General features: G+C 31.5%; 18 protein-coding genes and 1 pseudogene. 3 read left to right on the top strand and 16 right to left on the bottom strand.

The window, feature by feature from the left end:
* Positions 1-15: 15 nt before the first annotated feature.
* Genes NAMH_RS04300 through rsmH form a run of 3 tightly spaced genes read right to left on the bottom strand, consistent with a single transcriptional unit; the run spans position 16 to position 4356 of the window.
* Positions 16-3087 (bottom strand): efflux RND transporter permease subunit, encoded by a 3072-nt coding sequence (locus tag NAMH_RS04300; RefSeq protein WP_015901941.1) that lies wholly within the window; start codon positions 3085-3087, stop codon positions 16-18.
* A 52-nt stretch (positions 3088-3139) separates the two neighbouring features.
* Positions 3140-3433, bottom strand: coding sequence for a hypothetical protein (locus tag NAMH_RS04295; RefSeq protein ID WP_012663510.1), 294 nt, complete (start codon positions 3431-3433; stop codon positions 3140-3142).
* A gap of 2 nt (positions 3434-3435) precedes the next feature.
* A complete protein-coding gene (rsmH, locus tag NAMH_RS04290) occupies positions 3436-4356 on the bottom strand; it encodes a 16S rRNA (cytosine(1402)-N(4))-methyltransferase RsmH (RefSeq protein WP_015902224.1) in 921 nt (306 codons plus the stop codon).
* Positions 4357-4412: 56 nt separating this feature from the next.
* On the opposite strand from rsmH, the gene NAMH_RS04285 reads away from it, so the two are divergent.
* Genes NAMH_RS04285 through recG form a run of 3 tightly spaced genes read left to right on the top strand, consistent with a single transcriptional unit; the run spans position 4413 to position 7920 of the window.
* Positions 4413-4973, top strand: a complete 561-nt coding sequence (locus NAMH_RS04285) for a class II aldolase/adducin family protein (RefSeq protein ID WP_012663755.1) — start codon at positions 4413-4415, stop codon at positions 4971-4973.
* 15 nt (positions 4974-4988) lie between these two features.
* Entirely contained in the window at positions 4989-6140 is a 1152-nt protein-coding gene (locus NAMH_RS04280; RefSeq protein ID WP_015902382.1) for a M16 family metallopeptidase, read from the top strand.
* A 1-nt stretch (position 6141) separates the two neighbouring features.
* Positions 6142-7920, top strand: a complete 1779-nt coding sequence (gene recG, locus NAMH_RS04275; protein ID WP_015902542.1) for an ATP-dependent DNA helicase RecG — start codon at positions 6142-6144, stop codon at positions 7918-7920.
* Here recG and NAMH_RS04270 read toward each other — a convergent pair.
* The 13 genes and pseudogenes from NAMH_RS04270 to purD all read right to left on the bottom strand — a co-directional run bounded on the left by NAMH_RS04270 (position 7917) and on the right by purD (position 19971).
* Positions 7917-8594, bottom strand: a complete 678-nt coding sequence (locus NAMH_RS04270; protein ID WP_015901751.1) for an aspartate/glutamate racemase family protein — start codon at positions 8592-8594, stop codon at positions 7917-7919. The genes recG and NAMH_RS04270 overlap by 4 nt on opposite strands.
* 9 nt (positions 8595-8603) lie before the next feature.
* Positions 8604-8849 (bottom strand): hypothetical protein, encoded by a 246-nt coding sequence (locus NAMH_RS04265; protein WP_015901783.1) that lies wholly within the window; start codon positions 8847-8849, stop codon positions 8604-8606.
* A gap of 20 nt (positions 8850-8869) precedes the next feature.
* A complete protein-coding gene (locus NAMH_RS09340) occupies positions 8870-8995 on the bottom strand; it encodes a hypothetical protein (RefSeq protein ID WP_012663508.1) in 126 nt (41 codons plus the stop codon).
* Positions 8996-10300, bottom strand: a complete 1305-nt coding sequence (murC, locus tag NAMH_RS04260; protein ID WP_015902430.1) for a UDP-N-acetylmuramate--L-alanine ligase — start codon at positions 10298-10300, stop codon at positions 8996-8998. It abuts the gene before it with no gap.
* On the bottom strand, positions 10300-10761 hold the full coding sequence (locus NAMH_RS04255; RefSeq protein ID WP_012663807.1) for a hypothetical protein: 462 nt from the start codon (positions 10759-10761) through the stop codon (positions 10300-10302). The genes murC and NAMH_RS04255 overlap by 1 nt, the downstream gene beginning before the upstream one ends.
* The gene (locus NAMH_RS04250; RefSeq protein WP_012663948.1) at positions 10758-11861 is read right to left on the bottom strand and encodes a succinyldiaminopimelate transaminase; all 1104 of its coding nucleotides are present in this window, start codon (positions 11859-11861) and stop codon (positions 10758-10760) included. The genes NAMH_RS04255 and NAMH_RS04250 overlap by 4 nt, the downstream gene beginning before the upstream one ends.
* A pseudogene (locus NAMH_RS09440) lies at positions 11854-14021 on the bottom strand (polyribonucleotide nucleotidyltransferase). Before NAMH_RS09440 ends, NAMH_RS04250 begins: the two are co-directional and overlap by 8 nt.
* Positions 14021-14614: a phosphoribosyltransferase family protein gene (locus tag NAMH_RS04240; protein WP_015902130.1), complete on the bottom strand. Its 594-nt coding sequence runs from the start codon at positions 14612-14614 to the stop codon at positions 14021-14023. The pseudogene NAMH_RS09440 and the gene NAMH_RS04240 overlap by 1 nt, the downstream one beginning before the upstream one ends.
* 1 nt (position 14615) lies before the next feature.
* The gene (locus NAMH_RS04235) at positions 14616-14843 is read right to left on the bottom strand and encodes a J domain-containing protein (RefSeq protein ID WP_012663495.1); all 228 of its coding nucleotides are present in this window, start codon (positions 14841-14843) and stop codon (positions 14616-14618) included.
* Positions 14844-14866: 23 nt separating this feature from the next.
* Positions 14867-16270: an MlaD family protein gene (locus NAMH_RS04230; RefSeq protein ID WP_015901957.1), complete on the bottom strand. Its 1404-nt coding sequence runs from the start codon at positions 16268-16270 to the stop codon at positions 14867-14869.
* On the bottom strand, positions 16267-18252 hold the full coding sequence (locus tag NAMH_RS04225; RefSeq protein ID WP_143709740.1) for an LPS-assembly protein LptD: 1986 nt from the start codon (positions 18250-18252) through the stop codon (positions 16267-16269). Before NAMH_RS04225 ends, NAMH_RS04230 begins: the two co-directional genes overlap by 4 nt.
* Positions 18242-18688, bottom strand: coding sequence for an RDD family protein (locus NAMH_RS04220; protein WP_015902557.1), 447 nt, complete (start codon positions 18686-18688; stop codon positions 18242-18244). The genes NAMH_RS04225 and NAMH_RS04220 overlap by 11 nt, the downstream gene beginning before the upstream one ends.
* 29 nt (positions 18689-18717) lie before the next feature.
* Entirely contained in the window at positions 18718-19971 is a 1254-nt protein-coding gene (gene purD / locus NAMH_RS04215; protein ID WP_015901813.1) for a phosphoribosylamine--glycine ligase, read from the bottom strand.
* Positions 19972-20017 lie beyond the last annotated feature (46 nt).

The raw sequence follows: 20017 nt of genomic DNA, 5'->3' as shown, positions 1-20017 counted from the left end.
TAATTAGCTCCATTACTATTTATGTAGATGCTTTCTTCTTAATACGTAATAAAAAATAGGCAAATAAAAAAGATTCAATATAGTTCCCCATGCCAAACCGAAACCTAACGCAATAGCTAAAGGCTGTAAAATCGCTGATTGTCCGCTTGGGAAAAACATTAAAGTGAGCAATCCGAAAAATGTTGTAATTGATGTTAAAAGTACAGGTCTTAATCTATGAGACGCATATTCTAAAACTTCATCAAGGTTTTTTGCCTTTTTAATAAAATCTATCATAACAATACCGTCATTTACAACAACACCTGCAAGTCCAACGATACCAATCATTCCAAGCATAGTCATATTCATATCCATAATCATATTTCCGATTATCACACCCAAAAATGATAAAGGTATTACTGATATAATGACAAATGGAAGTATTGCTGAATTAAACATAAGCACCAATATTAAAAAGATCAGTAATATTGCAACAACCAAAGCTTCTTTTAAATCTTTAATAAACTCTTTACTCGTTTTAGCCGCACCACCAATAATAACAATGAGACCCTCTTTTTTAAACTCTTTTAACAAAGGGTTTACCTTCACATAAAAATCTGCGGTGGTTATTATTTTTTTGTTAAGTGTAGCATATACTGTTTTAGCCGCAATGCCATCATATTTATGTAGTTTTTTAAACGCTTTTGTAATAATAAAATCGCATACTTTATTTAATTCGATATATCGATTGGTTCCCGGTATTGTAACCCTGAATGTTTTTAGTTCATTAAAGGAGTCTTTGTTTTTATCTTTAAGTATTATTTTAACGATACCATCTTTATCAAATGTCTTATCGAATTCCGCTTCCGCAAAAAAACCCCTTAATTCGTTAAAAAGTCCTACTTGAGTAAAGCCGAGTTTTTGGCCGTATGAGTTTATTTTTAGTTTCAATTCATCGGCACCCAACTCTGCATCGTCATATATGTTATAAACACCTTTAATTTTTTTCATTACTGTTTCTAATTTTTTGATGGCTTCAATTATTTTTTCCTGAGACTGGCCTCCTATACTTATAACAATGTCGCTTTTTACCACTCCTGCCTGAGGTACAATTACGTTAAGTTCAACCATTCCCGGTATTTTTATATCAGCAAAATCTTTTTTAAACATATGTGAAAGCTGTTGAGCGGTATGTGTTCTTATTTGATTTTCTACCTTTATAGGCTGAAATATGGGTGCGATATATTTATTATACACATCAGTAGGTTTTTTATCGTTTAAATCAACAAATATATGAAAGTAATTTTCACCTACATTTGCTTCACCCTTGTTGTTCATCTGCATTCCGACTACCGTTGTAAAACCTTCAACATCTTTTCCAACATATTTTTTTAAATCTTCTTCTATTTTTTTAATTGCTTTTGCCGTTTGCGTTATTGTGTAATTGCTTTCAAATTTACCGTTAACATATATCTGACTTGCATCAAAATCCGGAAACAACTGAAACTTCGAATGTTTCATTCCTATGGCGATTAAAACGGGAACCATAACAAGAAAGAAGAATAAAGCTATATATCTGAATTTAAAGAAATACTTTAATAAATTTTTATAAAACAGTGAAAACTTTTGCCAAAAAATATCTTTTTTAGACTCTTCTACCTTTAAAATCTCCTTTGAATGTAAAGGTAAAAATATAAATGCTTCAAATAACGAACTTAAAATCAAAATTGTAATCATAACAGGAAGTATTTTTATAAATACACCTATTTCACCTTTTATTAACAACATAGGTAAAAAAGCTAAAACAGTAGTCATTGCTGCCGCAACCACAGGCCAAAACACCTCAACAGTACCGTCTATCGCTGCTTCAGTTTTACTTTTTCCCATTTGCATATGGCGATATATGTTTTCACCTACAACTATAGCTTCATCTACAATCATTCCAAGTGCAATCAAAGCTCCGAGCATAGAAAGAAGGTTAAGGGAAAAATTATAATAATCAAGCGCAATCATTGCAATTGCAAAAGAAGTAGGAATACCGAGAGTTACAACAAGTGAAATTCTCCAGTTTAAAAATATCCACATAATAAAAAATACCAAAATTAAACCGAAAATAATATTGCTAACGACAGTATTAAACCTGTTTCTAACCCATTTACTGGTATCGGTTGAAATACCGAATGTTATTTCAGGATGTTTTAAATGATAGTTTTTAAGAATATTTCTGATTTTTTTACTTATGGCTATAGCATCTCCGCTTTCACCTTTTCTTACGTCTATCGTAATGTTTGGAATACCGTTATACTTACCTATTTGTGTAGGTGTTTCATATTTCTTTTTAATATCTGCTATATCTTTCAATCTGACTTTTATATTTCCGACATTTATAATCATATTTTTAAAATCGTTTACGTTTTTAGAATACATCGATATAAAATAATGTGTACTACCTTCAATTTTACCTACAGGAAATATCGTCGATACTTGTGAAAGTACATTGATCAATTGAGATTTGTTAATTCCTAATGCCTCAATTTTTTTGTTATTCAGTTCAAAATAGATATTTTTATCGCTATCTCCTCTAATGTCTATTTGAGTTAAATCTTTTATTTGACTAAGAATTTTTTTTATATTATCCGCGTGATTTAAAAGCTCGTCTTTATTTAATACATTACTTGCAACGGAAATAAACATTAATGGAAAAGCCTTTTTAGCTATAGTAACACTCGGTTCGTTCATATCACTCGGTAGATCTTTTTTAAGATTTGAAGTAATAGTTTTATACTCGCTTAAAAGCTCAAGTTTATTTGCGTTCGGTTTAAGGTTAACGGTTATAGTAAAGCTACCGTTTCTTATTACACTTTCTATTGAAGAGACTTCCTGGTAAGACTTTAAGTCATCCTCTATTTGTGTTACGGCCATTTTATCAAGAGTTTTAGGACTTGCACCCGGATAGGCACCCTGAATAAGAATTTTATCAAGCGTTGCAGGAGGAAACAATTCTTTTGCAACATTTTTATATGCAATTATAGAGGAAATAATTACTATTAAAAATAACACATGAGTAAATACTGCTTTTTTTATAAAAAATTCTATAAATCTTTTCATATACCCTCTTTTTAAGGGAATTGTAGCAAATTTTAGTTAATTAGTAATGAAGTTAAAAAGTAAGCTTTTCCATTCTGTTTTTGAATTTAATTTTTTCAATTTTAGAAGCAAGAAGTGAGTTTTCAGCCTTTAGGGAATAATACTCGTTTAAGAGTTTGTTAATCTGAACTGATTTAATATAGATTTCCGATGAAATGTAAATTTTAGGGAATAATATTGTCAAAGAAAAAACAATTGTTAATATAAGATTTCTAATAATAGTTCTTGATAAAGATTCCTGTTCTATATAATCTTCAATATTTTCTAACAGTTCTGCTTTTTCATATGCTTGAACTTCTGAATTCATCCCTATCCCCTAATAAATTGAAACCCCCTAAGTTTTGCACTTCTGCTTCTCGGATTCATTTTTATTTCCTCTTTTGAAGCAACCAGAGGTTTTTTTGTTAGTATTTTTCCAAGTTGATTATTTCCTCCGCATTCACATCTAATGGCCTCCGGAGGACAAATACATTTTTTAGACCATTCTTTAAAAGTGTTTTTTACTATTCTATCTTCCAATGAATGGAAAGTTATTATACCTAAAATAGTACCGTTTTTCGCTAATTTTTTAGCATTTTTTAAAATTTTTTCAAGTTCATTCAGTTCATTATTTACTTCTATTCTGATAGCTTGAAAAATTTTTGCCAAATCTTTTTTATCTCTTAGGCCTATATGTCCTAATATATCGGCAAGTTCCCTATTCGACTTAATAGGTCTTTTTGAAATTATAGCACTAACAACTTTTTTAAATCTTCTACATTCTCCGTAATTTTTAATAATTCTTTCTAAATCTTCTTTTGAATAAAAATTAACTACATCTTTTGCACTAAAATCCTGAGTTTTATCCATTCTCATATCGAGTTCTTCACTCTCAAATGTAAAACCTCTTTCTTTATTATCCAATTGATAACTGCTAACACCGATATCCGCAAGTATACCTGAAACAGGTAAATCTTCCGGGAGCTCTTCCAAAGCGCTCGAAGCTCTTTTATTTATAAACTGTACCCTATCACCAAACCTTGCCAATCTATTTTTAGCAAAATGCATAGCTTCCGCATCCTGATCTATTCCGATAAGTTTAATATTAGGATATTTTTCCAAAATAGCTTCACTATGTCCGCCGAATCCTAAAGTACAGTCAATAAAATATCCGTTTTCCGGCATATCATTATAAAGACCTATCGTTTCATTCAACAAAACAGGTATATGAGGTATATCTTCAATTCTCAATTTTCAATTCTCCATTCTCAATTAATATAGTATAATTATAACAAAAAAGGCTAATCTTGGTAATTTCAACAATATTAGACGAATATAAATTAACAGCTAAAATACTATATGAAAAAAACATGTTAAACTTGGCTGTAGGAAGTATTTCATTGAAACTTGAAAATGACAAAATGATTATTAATAATCAAAATAAATCTGTTTACGAAGAAGATTTTTGTAAAATTGTCCATATTAATAAAAAAGATCTGTCATGGAAAGAAACATCTAAAGATATTGAGATCCATGCAAGAATTTATAAAGATTTATCTTATGCCAAAGCTATTTTGAATGTCTTTCCTCTTAATATTATCACTTATTCTTTAGAACACACCTATTTCAAACCTATAGATTACCAAGGTCAACAGATTTTAGATAAAGTAAAGATTATCGAAATAGACGACGTCCAGAAATGGGAAGAAAACAAAGATTTTATAATTTCAAAAAATCTAAGAGATAAAAATATAGTAATAATAAGAGGATTTGGTGTTTATATTATTGCAAGAGATATAAAAGAAGCAATTAAAAAAGCAATTATTCTGGAAAACTCGGCCGCTATTTTATTAAATAGTCCTCATTAACAGAAAAGGAGTAAAATGATAATTTTCGAACAAGACAATTTAGGCAGGAGTATAATTGAAATAGTTGTTAAAGATTCTGGAAGCATATTTGCAAAAGAAGGTGTAGCATATTTTTTAAGCCATCTTTTTAACACAAAAGGAAATAAAGATAAAAAAGAAAAATTTTACTCTGTCTTAGAACAAGACGGCATAGAATTTCATACAAGTGTCAATAGGGAATTTTTTACTTTTTCCATTAAATTTCTCAATGAAAAACAAAAAAAAGCCGTTTCCTTATTACAATCCATTATTACATCACCAAACATCTCACAAGAATCTTTTGAAAAATCAAAAAATGAGATTTCGGCAAAAATAAAAAACAAACAAAACGATCATGACTATATAGCTTCAAAAAATCTTTTTAAAACAATATTCAAAAATACACCCCTACAATATCCGGTAATGGGAGAAAGTGTCGATAATATTGACATTGATGATGTTATAGCCTTTTATAACACCCTTTTTAAAAAAGAAATTGTAATTATAAATGGTGGTAAAAAAACTGACCTCTCCGATATAATCTCACTTTTTAAATCTGTAAAACAAAAAAATCCGACTTTTAAACCTACTCCTCAAAATAATATAAAAGAGCTAAAAAATGTTGAACAAAGTTATATACATTTTGCTTCACCATTTGAGGTTGATTACAAAAAAGAATTACATCTTGCAAAAATAGCGACCTTCATACTCGGAGCCGGAGGATTTGGAAGCAGAATGATGGAAGAAATAAGGGTAAAAAGAGGCTATGCTTATTCTGCGTATACTAATAACGCTTTTAGAAAAACTTATAAACTATTAAGCGGATATCTACAAACCAAACTTGAAAACACCGATGATGCAATCACTATAGTAAAAGATATTATTGACGATTTTCAAAAAAACGGTATTACACAAGAAGAGCTAAATCAGGCGAAACAGTTTTTAATTGGCAGTGAACCGTTAAGAAATGAAACTTTAAACCAAAGACTTTTAAAAAAATTCAATGAACATTATTTATCGCTTCCCGAGGGATATTACGAAAAAGAACTTAATCTTATACGAGATACATCACTTAATGATGTTAACGACTTTATAAAATCACATCCTGAAATAAAAAACCTTACATTCTCAATCGTTACGAAAGAGTGAAATGACTAAAGAAGATCTTGAAAAATTAAAAAAGATCGGGGTGAAATCTCCCCTTGAACTTGCTTTAATAAAACCCAAAGAATATGAAGACAATTATTTATATTCTTATATAATACCTGGATCACAGGCTTTTGAAGCAGAAATTCTTGAAGTAAAAAAATCTCCTAAAGTAACAAGAATAAAGTTTTATCTTAAAAATATAAATCAAATAATCTGGGGTGTTTTTTTTCAATTTAAAAAATGGCATGAATCTGTTTTTAAAACAGGTAATACCATTTTTATAAGAGGCGAAATTAAAAATCATCAAATTGTTCAGCCAAAACCGATTACCAGAATAAATGAAATAACACCCATCTATAAAACCAATCTAAATATTAGAAGCCTCAGAGCCTTAATAAAAAAATACGTAACACTTGAAAATCTCTCTATTTTACCTGAGAAAATAGCAAAAACTCTTTTTTTTATGCATTTCCCACAAACTAAGGAGCATATACAAGAAAAAGAAATACTTTATGCTCTCAAATGGGCGGAAATATTTAATTACCTAAACAAACTTAAAAACAAAAAAAGAATTTTGCCGTCAGTATCTATAAATGCTAATCCTGAACCTTTTATCAGTTCACTCCCTTTCAAACTTACAAAAGATCAGATAAAAGTTATAAACGATATTAAAAATGATATTTCAAATACCAATCAGGCAAGACGTGTTGTTATTGGAGACGTAGGAAGTGGTAAAACAATCGTAATGCTTGCAACGGCTTATATGGCGGAAAAATCAATCATAATGTGCCCCACTTCCATACTTGCGAATCAAATATACGAAGAAGCAAATAAATATTTAAATGGACAATGGAAAACAAAAAACTCTGAAGCATTTAAAATTACCCTTGTTACTCAAAAAAGTAAATTTACTGAAGAGGATATTCAAAACTCCAACCTCCTGATAGGAACACATGCACTTTTATATCAAAACTTACCGCAGGTTAACGTTGTAATGGTTGATGAACAACACAGATTTGGAACAAATCAACGGGCAATGCTTGAAAAACTTACATCTAACGGTAACCGAGTTCCTCATTATTTTCAGTTTTCAGCCACTCCTATACCAAGAACCCAGGCCTTGATAATGAGTAGTTTCGTAAATGTAAGCTTGATAAAAGAACTACCTTTTAAAAAAGACATAGACACTTATATAATTTCAAAAGAAGATTTTAAAAGCTTAATAGCACATATACAAAATGAAATAGCTAAAGGAAACCAGATCGTCGTCGTTTATCCTCTTGTAGAAGAATCTGATAATTTCAATTATCAAAGTATTGAAGAAGGAAAAGATTTCTGGCTTAAATATTTTGACGGAGTCTATATAACCCACGGAAAAGACAAAAATAAAGAAGAAGTGCTTGTAGAATTCAGGGAAAAAGGAAACATTCTCATAACAACAACGGTAATAGAGGTAGGTATATCACTACCCCGCCTTACAACAATAGTTATTGTAGGAGCCGAAAGACTCGGATTGGCAACACTGCACCAATTAAGAGGAAGAGTGGGAAGATACGGACAAAAGGGATACTGCTTTTTATATACAAACGATAAAAACAACAAACGTCTTGAAGCATTTGCCAATACGCTTGACGGATTCAAAATTGCTGAACTTGATTTGGAATTTAGAAAATCGGGTGATTTACTCGACGGAAAAGCCCAAAGTGGAGAAAGTTTTAAATATTTTGATGAGGTAAAAGATTTACATATCCTGGAAGATGTTAAAAGATATATAGGCTAAAGCATCAATTCAACCGCTTTTTTGGCGTGTATAGGAGTTGTGTCAAACACTTTTATATTTAGATCGTTTTGATTAACAAGAAGACCAATTTCGGTACATCCTAATATCACACCGTCAACATTATAAGAATTAATAATTTTTAAAAACTCTTTTTTTGAATTATCTTTTGTAATCCCAAGACACAATTCATCAAAAATTACCTTATGAATAAAATTTCTATGCTCTAAATTCGGAACGGTTACATTTAAATCTTTTCTTTTTAAATACTCAACATAAAAATCATCTTCCATTGTAAACTTTGTACCTAAAAGAAGCACATTATCAACACCTGCTTTTTTAACAGCTTCGGCAGTTGCGTCTCTGATGTCTATTAGCGGTAAATTAATAGAATTTTTTACATAATCTGCTACTTTATGCATTGTATTTGTAGTAATCATAATGAAATCCGCACCGGCTTTTTCGAGAGATTTGGCTGCGTTTGCAAGTATTTTGGCGCTTCCCTGCCAATCACCGTTTTTTTGTTGTAAAGCTATTTCTTCAAAATCAACACTGTAAAGTATAATTTTACCGCTGTGGAGGTTGCCGAGTTTTTTATTTATCTCTTCGTTAATAATTTTATAGTATTCTGCACTGCTCTCCCAGCTCATTCCACCTATAAGTCCGCAAGTTTTCATTTTTTTTCCTTATTGAAGATATTTGGCAGTTATTTTTTTATAGTATTCGACTTTTTTTTCCAAATCATCCACACAATCCGAACCGTTAGTGCGTATTTTATCCGTAAGGTCTTTCATTTCACCGATAAGATCTTCTATCTCTTTATTTTTATTGCCTGAAATATATTCGCAAATCAAACCGCCTTTTATATCGTCAAGCGCATTTAATAAAATTTCATTTTTTATTATTTTGTTTTGCTTTTGCGTTTGATTCATTATTGCCCTTGTTTGAGGATTCACAAAAGTGTATTTTTTTCATCTTCTTCACTTAGAGTGTTCAGGTTTTCTAATATTTCCGGATTATCTTCTAAATGTTTTTTAAATATATCTATTAAAACATCAGAATTGAAAAAATCATCCATTTAAATCAACCCTCTCAACTGATAAGTTATATCCCCCGCTCCGAATCCGATTACAAGCCCTTCGTTAATCTCTTTGATTGTATTACCGTTTTCATTAATTAACATAATATTATTACTATCTGCTTTTATACGTTTAGCAAATATTGGTCTATGTTTTGAAAAAAGTGTTTCAAAGTCTATATCTACTGGTTCTTCACCAGCTTCCCATACAGGAAGAATCACAAGCTCATCCGCTTCATTAAAACACTCAATAAACGCATCAAGATTGTCTATTGTTCTGCTGTATTTATGCGGCTGCCAGATTACGCTTACTTTATCAATACCGTTTAGTTTTGCAAATATTTTAGCACTGTGAAGTGTTGCTTTTATTTCTGTCGGATGATGACCGTAATCGTCAATCAAAATAAAATTCTCGCAGTTTTGTAAAATATCAAAGCGTTTTTTTATTCCATGGTAATTTTTTATATTTTTTTGTATTTCTTCCATTGTAATTAACTCATTAGCGGCCTCAATAGCCAGAAGAGCGTCAAGAACCAAATGCTCTCCAAATCCGTAAACTTCAAAATCGTAATTTTTATATTCAAAAACTGTCTTAGGTTTATTATCAATTATTTCATAACGAATATTTTTAGCATCTTTAATAGAAACTTTTTTCATAGGAAAATCAAGTGTTTTTATAAATTCATCATCAGCGTTTACCACTCTAATCTTTGCTTTTTTTAAAAACTCTTCATAATGTCTATAAAACAGTTTAAGATCATGATTATAATATTCCATATGTTCGGGTTCTGTGTTAGTAACAATTGCGATATAAGGATTTGAATCGATAAAACTGCCGTCACTTTCATCTGATTCAAAAACCAAATAATCACTCCCGGTATATCTCATATTACTGCCGAAATCTTTACTTTCAGCACCAATGATTGCGTTAGTTTTAGGCAATATTGAAGCCAACATGGACGATGTAGTACTTTTACCGTGAGCTCCACATACCGATAATACTTTTTTATCATTTACTACATAAGGTAAAAATTCTCTTCTACTAAAAGTTTTAATCCCTCTTTTTTTAGCTTCGACAAGTTCAGGGTTATCAGGTTTTGCCACTGCCGTGTGTACAACTATGTCTTGATTATTTATATATTTAGCCGAATGAGGAATATTGATTTTTATACCTTCTTTTCTCAATGCTTCAATTAATTTTGTTTCTGCAATATCACTGCCAGAAACTGAATGACCTTTTTTTTGCATATACCTTGCCAGTCCGCTTAAACCTATACCCCCTATTCCGACAAAATGTATATTCATCAGCTGCTGAACTCCTCTTTGAATTTGTCTTTGTATCTTACAACCAAATCATCAATCTTATCATCAAATTCAGTAAAAAACATATCTTTATATACTTTATCCGTTTTTACATATTTTTCAAAAAACTCATCTAAACCGAGACCTGCAAGCATTCCTATTACAAACATACTGAACATTTCTTTAAGCTTTTTATCGTCGACAAGATACACCATATCATAACCTACGGCTTTTGCTTCTTCAATAGCCTGTTCGTCCCACAACTCAAGCATATACTCAAACATCGCTCTTATAGCAGCCGCTTCTTCCGGATTGTTAACATCCAGTGTTTTTTCATTTTCGATTTTTTCATTTACAAGTTTAAACGTATCTTCAAGTATTTTTCTGAAAACTTCGTTTATTTCATCATCTTTGTTTTTATTCATTAACTCTTCTAAAACTTCATACTGCTTTGCTATACTCATAATAGCTCCTTTATTATTTTTAACGCTTCTATTGTTTCTTGAGGAGAATAAACAAGTGCGATTCTTACATATCCTTCTCCGGCACCGTTTCTACCCATAAAGCGTCCGGGCATTACTTTAACGCCTTTTTTCCATGCTTTTTTTGTAAACTCGATATCATCGTCCACTTCAAGCCAGATATAAAATGTAGCTTTTGGGATTTCTATACCTAAAGTCTCTTTTGCTATTTCAAAATTTTTCTTATATTCTTTTCTAAAAACTTCCACATGTTCATCTTCGCTCCAGGCTTTTGCGGCGGCAAGCTGTAAAGGAAGCGGAGAAGCGCACCCCACATACGTTCTAAACTGTAAATAGTTTTTTAATATTTCACCATCACCAGCAATAAATCCGCTTCTAAGTCCGGGAGCCGAACTTCTTTTTGATATTGAATTAATAACAAGAATGTTTTTAAATGAATTGTTTCCAACTTTTACACACGCTTCCAACATGGAAGCCGGTTTTTCATCAAAATAAAGCTCACTATAACACTCATCGCTTAATATAATTACATTTTTTTCAAGTGCATACTCAACCCACTCGCACAATTCATCAAGACTCATTACACTCGCAGTAGGATTATTAGGTGAGTTTAGAATTATAAAATCCTCATCACCGTCAAGTTGAGAAAGTCTGTTTTTAAAATTGTTTTCTTTTGTAAGAGGCAAATATTTTATTCTACTTCCAGCGGCAATTGCGGCACCTTCATATATTTGGTAAAAAGGATTCGGAAAAGCAGTTTTTTTCGGTTTTAAAAACAAAGGAAAGTTAAAAAGCACTTCTCTTGTACCAAATGTAGGTAAAAGCTCCTGAGGTTTTAATTCAATACCGTATCTTCTTTTTACAAACCCTCTCATAGATTCTTTTAATATATCTTCACCTGCCGTTTTAGGATATTTATTTAGATATTTTGAGTTTTCACATAAAGATTTTTGAATAAACTCGGGAGTCTCAAACTGAGGCTCTCCTATTGTTAGAATATATCTTTTTTCAGTTTCAGGCTCGATATCTTTTAAAAGTTCGTTTAGTTTTTCAAACGGATATTTTTCAAACATTTCACCCATCCGCTAAAGCAAGTTCAATTTTGAATCCGCTTTGAGATAAAACTTTTACTTTTATTTTATCTCCTTCATTGAAATCACTTGGATTTTTACCGTTAAGTTTAGATTTGTGTAACAGTCCCTCAACTCCAGGAGCGATTTCGACAAATAATCCAAAATCAACAACTCTTTTGATTTCACCATCAATAACACTTCCGATTTCAAAATCAGGGATCTTAGGTTTGTCATCTTTACAAATAACGTTTAAAATATACTCTTTAGCCCCGTTTAAAGAATCGTGATCATCTCCGTATATTTTAACTTTACCTGTATCTCTGTCAAGATCGATAGTAACACCGAATTTAGCGATTATATCTTTAACAGTTTTACCTGCTGTTCCGATAATATCGATAATTTTGTCAGGCTCTACTTTAAAGCTAAGAGCTTTCGGTAATATCGCCTCATTATATTTAATTTCTTTTGCCGCATTTTCCATAAGTTCAAGTATAAACGCTCTTGCGTCTCTTGCTTGATATAGAGCTTGTTTTAATATGTCAAGAGAAATACCTCCAAGTTTAATATCCATCTGCATTGCGGTAATACCGTCAAATGTTCCCGCAACTTTAAAGTCCATATCCCCGTCATGATCTTCAAGTCCCATAATATCAGTAAGAATTGCGTATTTATTATCTTCAGTAATAAGCCCCATTGCAATTCCGGCAGCCATTTTTAGAAGCGGTACTTTTGCCGCTTTCATAGCAAGAGAACTCGCACAAACCGTTGCCATTGAAGAAGAACCGTTACTTTCAAGTATTTCACTTACTACCCTTACGGTTTCATCAAACTCAGGTCAAGTAATGGTTCTATAGCTCTTTTTGCAAGATTTCCGTGTCCTAACTCCCTTCGGCTTGGCGGCCCGAGTCTTTCGGCTTCACCTACGCTGAAAGCAGGGAAGTTGTAATGAAGCATAAATTTTTCAAGTTTTTCTTCTTTGTCTGTAAGGTTTCCGTAAACCTGAGCATCCATATCTCCGCCTCTTGTTGCAACGGCCAGTGCTTGAGTCTGTCCTCTTGTAAACAGACAGCTTCCGTGCGCTCTTGGCAGAAGATTTGTTTCGATTGAAATAGGTCTGATTTCGTCAAGTTTTCTACCGTCTGCCCTGATTCCTTCATTTAGAATCATACCTCTTACGATTTCTCTTTTTACCTGTTTTACGGCTTTAAGTATATTTTCAAACTCTTCTTCCTTATCAAGAGCCGCTGCAATTTTTCTTGCAAATTGTTTTAGAAGGTAGTCTCTTTCGCTCTTACTTAAATGTTTTATAATTTCTCTTAGCTCGTTTGAATATTTGCTTCTTATTAATTCAATATATTCAGTTATATCCGCTTCTTTTCTTTCTTCAAAATCAATTGGGTCTTTTTTAAAGTCTTTAAGCGCCTCTTCATAAGCGCTTGCACCTTTTTTTATCGCTTCTTGTACCTTTTCAAGTATTTCAACAAGTTCGTCTTCTTTTATTTCATTAATTCTATATTTAACGATTGTGTTTTCTACCGGAACACCGTCAAGCATAATATCGTCAACAGGAATAATCTCAATCTCTTCCTGTCCCTGAGAAGCAAACTCGATCATTAAAAGTTCGTCTTTTGTTCCAGTTACGAAAAGGTTGAAGTCACCCTCTTCCAACTGTGATAATGTTGGATTGATAATAAGCTCACCTTTAATTCTTGTAGCTCTTACACCATATACCATTTTTGCAAAAGGCAAATCGCTAAGATACATACAAGCGGCTGCCGCGTTCATTGCAGCTGTTTGTAAATCACTGTCTTCGTCAGCGCTTAATGCCATTACGGTTAGCACAGTATTATATCCGTATTCTTTTGGGAACAAAGGTCTTAAACTTCTGTCAACTATTCTTGCGGTAAGTGTTTCGAAATCTCCGGGTTTTTGTTCTCTTTTTACAAACCCTGCAGGAATTTTTCCAACCGCATATGCTTTTTCAACATACTGAACCACAAGCGGAACAAAATCTTCTTCCACCATTTCATCAGGATTGTACGTAAGCGTTGCAAGCATTACAGTATTTCCATCTTCAAACCAGACAGAAGAATTAGCCTGTTTAGCAACTTTATTTAAAACAAACTTCTGTTTTCTGTTATTTATATTTAATTCAACTTCACAACTCATTATTTCTCCTTAAAATAAAAATCTGTATCAACAAAATCTTCTACTTCGTAAACAAAATATGTATTATCAACTAACTTTTCTATAACTCTTGCAGTCTCTTTAGCCACAACAGGCACTGCAACATTTATACTCGCCGCTTTTTTTGAAATGCAGCTTTTTATAGCACATAATAATGTTAATCCCGTATTTGCACCTTCATCTACTAATAGAACATTTCTATTGCGTAATGAAATTATACTCTCTCCGCCACGAAATTTATATATATTTTGTAAAATTTTTTCTTCATATACCCTTTCCGCCTCACTAAAAATATAATCATCCGTAATTTCAAAAGCGTTTATAAACTCTTCAATTAAAATATAATCTTTTGTTTCACTTATCGCTGCTAAAGAGGTTTCTTTGTTTTCAGGTGATTTTATTTCTTCAATAAATAAAAAATCACCTTCTAATAAACCTCCCCTCATTGCAATTTCTCTGGCGTAAAAATTCCCATTTTCACTGATACTGATTATCAGCATATCGTCTATCGCTCTAATATCCAATATCGATAAAAGCTTTTCAAGTGCCTCTTGTCTGTTTTTAAACTTTTTCATATCAAACCTTAAATTTTTTTAAAAATTCACTCGGATACTGTTTTAAAATCTCATCTTCACTAAAAGTAAATTTGTAATTTCTTATATATTCCCTTAAAATTTCATACGCCCTGTTTATTTCTGTAATTTTATCATTATTATCATTTAAGTCCGGATGTGTCTGTTTTACAAGTTTTTTGTATTTTTTATTAATGTCTTCAAAACTGCTAAGAGGGGCTATGCCTAACACTTTACAAGCCCATTTAATTTCATCTATTTTAGAAATGATGTAGCACCTCCGCCGAGTATGGTTTTTAGATCGTTATCTTTGAATTTAACACCGATCCCTAAGAAAAACGTTCTTGCATCGGTATTTAGGATATTATCCACACCTCCCATAAATTGAATGTGTTTAAGGTAAAGATATGTTCCTTTAAAAGTTAAATGCGGTTTATCGCCCCTCACATCATTAACGGCGTTAAAATCATATACTTCACCGCTCAATTTAACTTTGTCGTGATTTAAAAAATAATCAAACCCTATACCGCCGGTATTCTCGATAATACCGCCTCTTAAAAGTAAATCATCGAATCTTTTCCCATATTCAGCACTAATATATACTTTATCTTCCTGATGATCTAAATTTATTTTTGACAAATCGGAAAAATCTTTAGCACTTGTTACTCCTAATATATAATATTTCGTCGGAACCGGAAGATATGCAATATATGCCGATGTTTTAAAGTAATCGTCCCTTGCCATAAAGTTACTTTGTATGTCAACCAAAATTTGACTCTTACTAAGCGAACTTAAATAATTATCAATTTTTTTAAAACTCTCACCACCGCTTACAAAGAAATCTTTAGCGCTCGCAACAGCTTCCTTAATACCTTGTTTATTGTCATTTAAAATATTATTTGCATTTTCGCCTAATTTAATATATTCATCCATTAATTTATCTAATTTGGCGTTAATCGTATCGCCGGTTTTATTAAATTTTGTCAATAACGAATCGGTTTTATCTAAAATACTCGGAAGCCTGTTATTTAAAGTCACCCCGGCTTTTTTATACTCTAAAACCAAATCATTAGCATTGTCCAACAACACCGGAAGTTTGTTGTCGGCAGTTTTTAATACTGATTTTAGGGTAATCGAAGAATCTTTTATATTTGCAATCGTTTCTTTAATATTTGCAATCGTTTTTTCATCCAAAGTTCTATTTAATTTTTTTATTAAAACTTTTATATCATCAACGGCTGTGTTTATATTTGCCATAACATCATCCATCGATGTCGTATTGACATATCTGGTAATCACATCACCCGCTTTATAAAACACATAACTTTGTGATGGTATGATTTTTACATATTTCCCGCCTAAAAAATTATCCTGTGCAAGTGTCACTACAGAGTTTTTAGGGATTTTTACGCCTTTTTTTATTAACAGTTTAAGTTTTACATGTGAATTTTCAAGTTCTAAATCTTCGACACTTCCTATTTCCACCCCTCTCATTTTCACTTTTGCTTTTTTAGCAAGACCGCTCGCATCACCTATAAGAGCGTATATCGTATAGCCTTTTTTATTAAAATCTTGCAAACTATTAACTTGAAGAGTTAAAAATATCAAAGATAACAAACCCAAAAATATAAATACCCCCACTTTTACTTCATTTCTCATTTGTTTCCTTTAAATACAAAAGTTTGATTTAATCCCCCGATAGGTTTGAGTTCGACGTTTATTGTTACTATGTTGTCCTTTCTATATGAAATCCCGTCTTCTTCAAGTATAGGTATACGAGACTGTTTAAAACTTAAATCATACCTCCAACATTTTTTGTTTAATTTCATTCCCAACAGCCAGTACTTTCTGTATCTGTTATTTAAATCATAACTATATTCGGTATATACTTTTTTATATGTATTTATATTATAAGTAATACCGACGGTTACAGCTTCAGATATGTTTTTCTGATAAACATGGGATATAAAACTGTAAAACAGTTCATTATTATAACTAATTTTAATATTGTTATAAGAAATCTGTTTTTTTTCAATTGAATATCTGTTGTTTTCTTCAATTGTAATATTATTAATATTAATATTAAAGATGTTTTCTAAATCAGAATATTTTTTTAAAGTAAGATAATAAGTGTCATTTAACGTGTGTGTCAATTTAAAAGAATCTTTTTCAAATATTTGAAACAAATTAAAAGTTAGATAGTTTTGTATTTCTGGAACATTCATTAAATCTGTATAAATTGACGAATTAGAATAGTTTTTAAGATTTAAAATTAAAGACGGTGAAATGATATGTATAAAAGAACCCGCTTTCGTTAAGGATGTATACAATTTTATCTGAGTAGAAAGATTCGTGTATTTTGATTTTTTAGAAGCAGTTTGATAATAAAAACCGTAACCTGAGCTTAAAAGTTCTGTAATTTTGAATTTTAAATAATCATTAAACAAAGAAAAATTCACAGAAACAGGCAGTAACAAATCCGCAAGAACAAAATTTGAACCGACTTTTCTGTAATAATTATAAATATTTATATCCAGTAAGTTCATTAAACCGTATTTTTTAGATAAAAAATGATGATAATTAAGCTGTGGAAGTATCTGCCAAGTAGTATCGTTACTAAGTTTTGTGGTGTCTATAAAATATTTAAAATATGACCCGTACAATGAAAAATCGGTAACGTTTATGTAATTTAATTCTGAAGTTATTAATTTATCCGAAAGATAAGCATCATTAAATCGATAGTTATATGCGTCTAAATAAAAATAATCAACGTCATTGGCATATTTTAAATTCATATATAACGCATCATGTGCTGTAAACAAACCGTTTCTCTCATATTTTATATTATACCCATAATGTTTTTGGTGTGCGAGGTTATATCTAATATAATAATCTTTGTCATCTTTGAAATATCCCGCTTTTATCATTCCCTTAGAAGTTGGAGAATCAACAAATCTAAAAGTCGTATAAACTCCTTTACCTCTCATTGAACGGAAAGTTGGCGTAATTTCCAAATCAGTATTTATTGAAGTAACGAAGTATATCGGTTGAGAATAAAGAAGCCCTTCAGTCTGAGAAAATCCTACATACGGTCTAAGAAGACCGCTTCTTCTTGTTTTATCAAAGTTGACATAAAAATAAGGCAAATAAAATACAGGTATTTTATTAATAACCAAGGTTAGATTATATAGTTTCAGTGATTTTTTTTCCCTGTTGTAAGTGGCGCTTCTTGCCTTCATGAACCAATCAGGGTCTTTAATACAACAAGTTGAAAAATAAAGTTTTTTAAAATAAATATTTTTATTTTTACTTAAAGAACTCTTTGCTAATATCCATCCTTCCATAGTTTTATCGTAAAAGAATATATCATTCATTTCTATATTTCTTGAGCTGTAAGCAATTAAACTGTTTGCGGATATGACAGATTTATTCTGATATGTCACAAACACTTTATCATTTAATATTATCTTTCTTTTTTTTGTTATTAACCCGTGCTTAGCCTGAATTATAGAGTTATTGTAAATAATGATAGGATTCTGAAGAGTGATAGTTCCGTTTGAATCAACTGCTTTTGTGGCAAATATTTTTACTTCCGCAAATAAAAAAGAAGCAAAAAATACAATTACTAAACTAATCCTCAACAACAACTGTTTTTCCTACTATATCATGAATGGTTCTGTTTAAAGGATCAACTATCGCATAAGCCATGCCTAAATAAAAAAACATTTCATCGAAATTTCTCATAACACTTCTAATTAACGCTCTACCCCATGTAGGATTATCAAATGTCTGAATATCAATAACTCTTGTTTTAGTAACCATTTTTCCGATTGTTTTTCCGTAAACAGCTATAAAAATCCAATGATAAAGTGTGTAAGCCACGAAAATATATCCGAATAATTCATTGGTTAATATCAAAACATCTTCATATGTTTTAGCGTTTGCAAATTGAGAAGAAAAAGCAAGAACGACAACTAAAGATATCAATATATCGTCGATTGTCATTGATATTGCCCTTTTTGCAATTGAAGCGGTTTTGAAACCTTCTCGATTTAATTTATTTATGATTTCTTCCATCTTTACCCTTCTCAATTCAGCCAAATATATTATTTAATAGCTTGATACGCTATATCTTTTCTAAACTGTTTACCCTCAAAATGTACTTTATCTACAATTTTATACGCTACGTCCCTTGCACTTTTTACGTCTTTACCAAATCCAACACATACAAGAACCCTACCACCTGTAGCCATAAGTTTGCCGTCAATTTTTTTAACTCCTGCATAAGAAATATACCCGTTGCAATCGCTCAAATCATCCACCGTAATTTCCGCTGGTTCACTGCTTGAATATGGATAGTTTTTAGAAGCGCAAACAACCCCAACTGCAACCATGTCTTTAATTTTTACATCGATTTTGTCAAGTTGTTTTGTAGCACCGTTATAAAACATATCATATACACTGCTGTCAATTAATGCCATAAGCTCTTCACACTCAGGGTCTCCAAATCTAACGTTATATTCAAGAACATAAGGCTCGTTATCTACAATCATAAGACCTATAAACAATACTCCTTCAAACGGAGCGCCCTCTTCTTGCATACCTTTAAGTGTAGGCTTTATTACCCTTTCTTTAACTTTTTCATAAAGTACATCATCAACAAGAGGAGTAGGAGCATATGCACCCATACCTCCTGTATTAGGTCCCTTGTCTCCGTCAAGAAGTCTTTTGTGATCCTGTGCGGCAGGTAAAAGCACAAAATCTTTTCCGTCACAAATTGCAAACATACTTAACTCGTATCCGTCCAAAAATTCTTCAACGATCACTTTTTTACCCGCATCACCGAAAGCTTTACCGCTTAACATCTCTTCAACAGTTTTTTTAGCTTCGTCTTTACTCTCCGCAATAATTACGCCCTTACCCGCACAAAGTCCGTCAGCTTTTACAACAATAGGAAGTTTGTTACATTTATCAATAAATTCATAAGCTGCTTCTTTATTGGAAGTTTCAATATATTTTGCAGTAGGAATATTGTATTTTTTAAGAAAATTTTTCATATAGACTTTACTGCCTTCAAGTCTTGCAGCTGCTGCACTCGGACCAAAAATAGTAAGCCCGTGTTTTTTAAACACATCAACAATTCCGTTAACCAGTGGATCTTCTGGACCAATTATTGTTAAATCTATATTGTTTTTTTTAGCAAACTCAGCTAATTCTTCAAAATCTTTTATATTTATATTTGTTGCAAACTCGTCAGTCGCCCCGTTTCCAGGCGCGTAAAAAATTTCAGCCTCGTCTTTCATAAAATATCCGATACTGTATTCTCTACCTCCGCTTCCTACAATTAAAACTTTTTTCATTATATCAGCCCTTTTTTACGAAATTATATCAAAATATATTTATCTA

Origin of the sequence: Nautilia profundicola AmH (assembly GCF_000021725.1) — a bacterium.
GTDB classification, from domain to species: domain Bacteria; phylum Campylobacterota; class Campylobacteria; order Campylobacterales; family Nautiliaceae; genus Nautilia; species Nautilia profundicola.
This window is presented reverse-complemented; position numbering and strand designations above follow the sequence as displayed.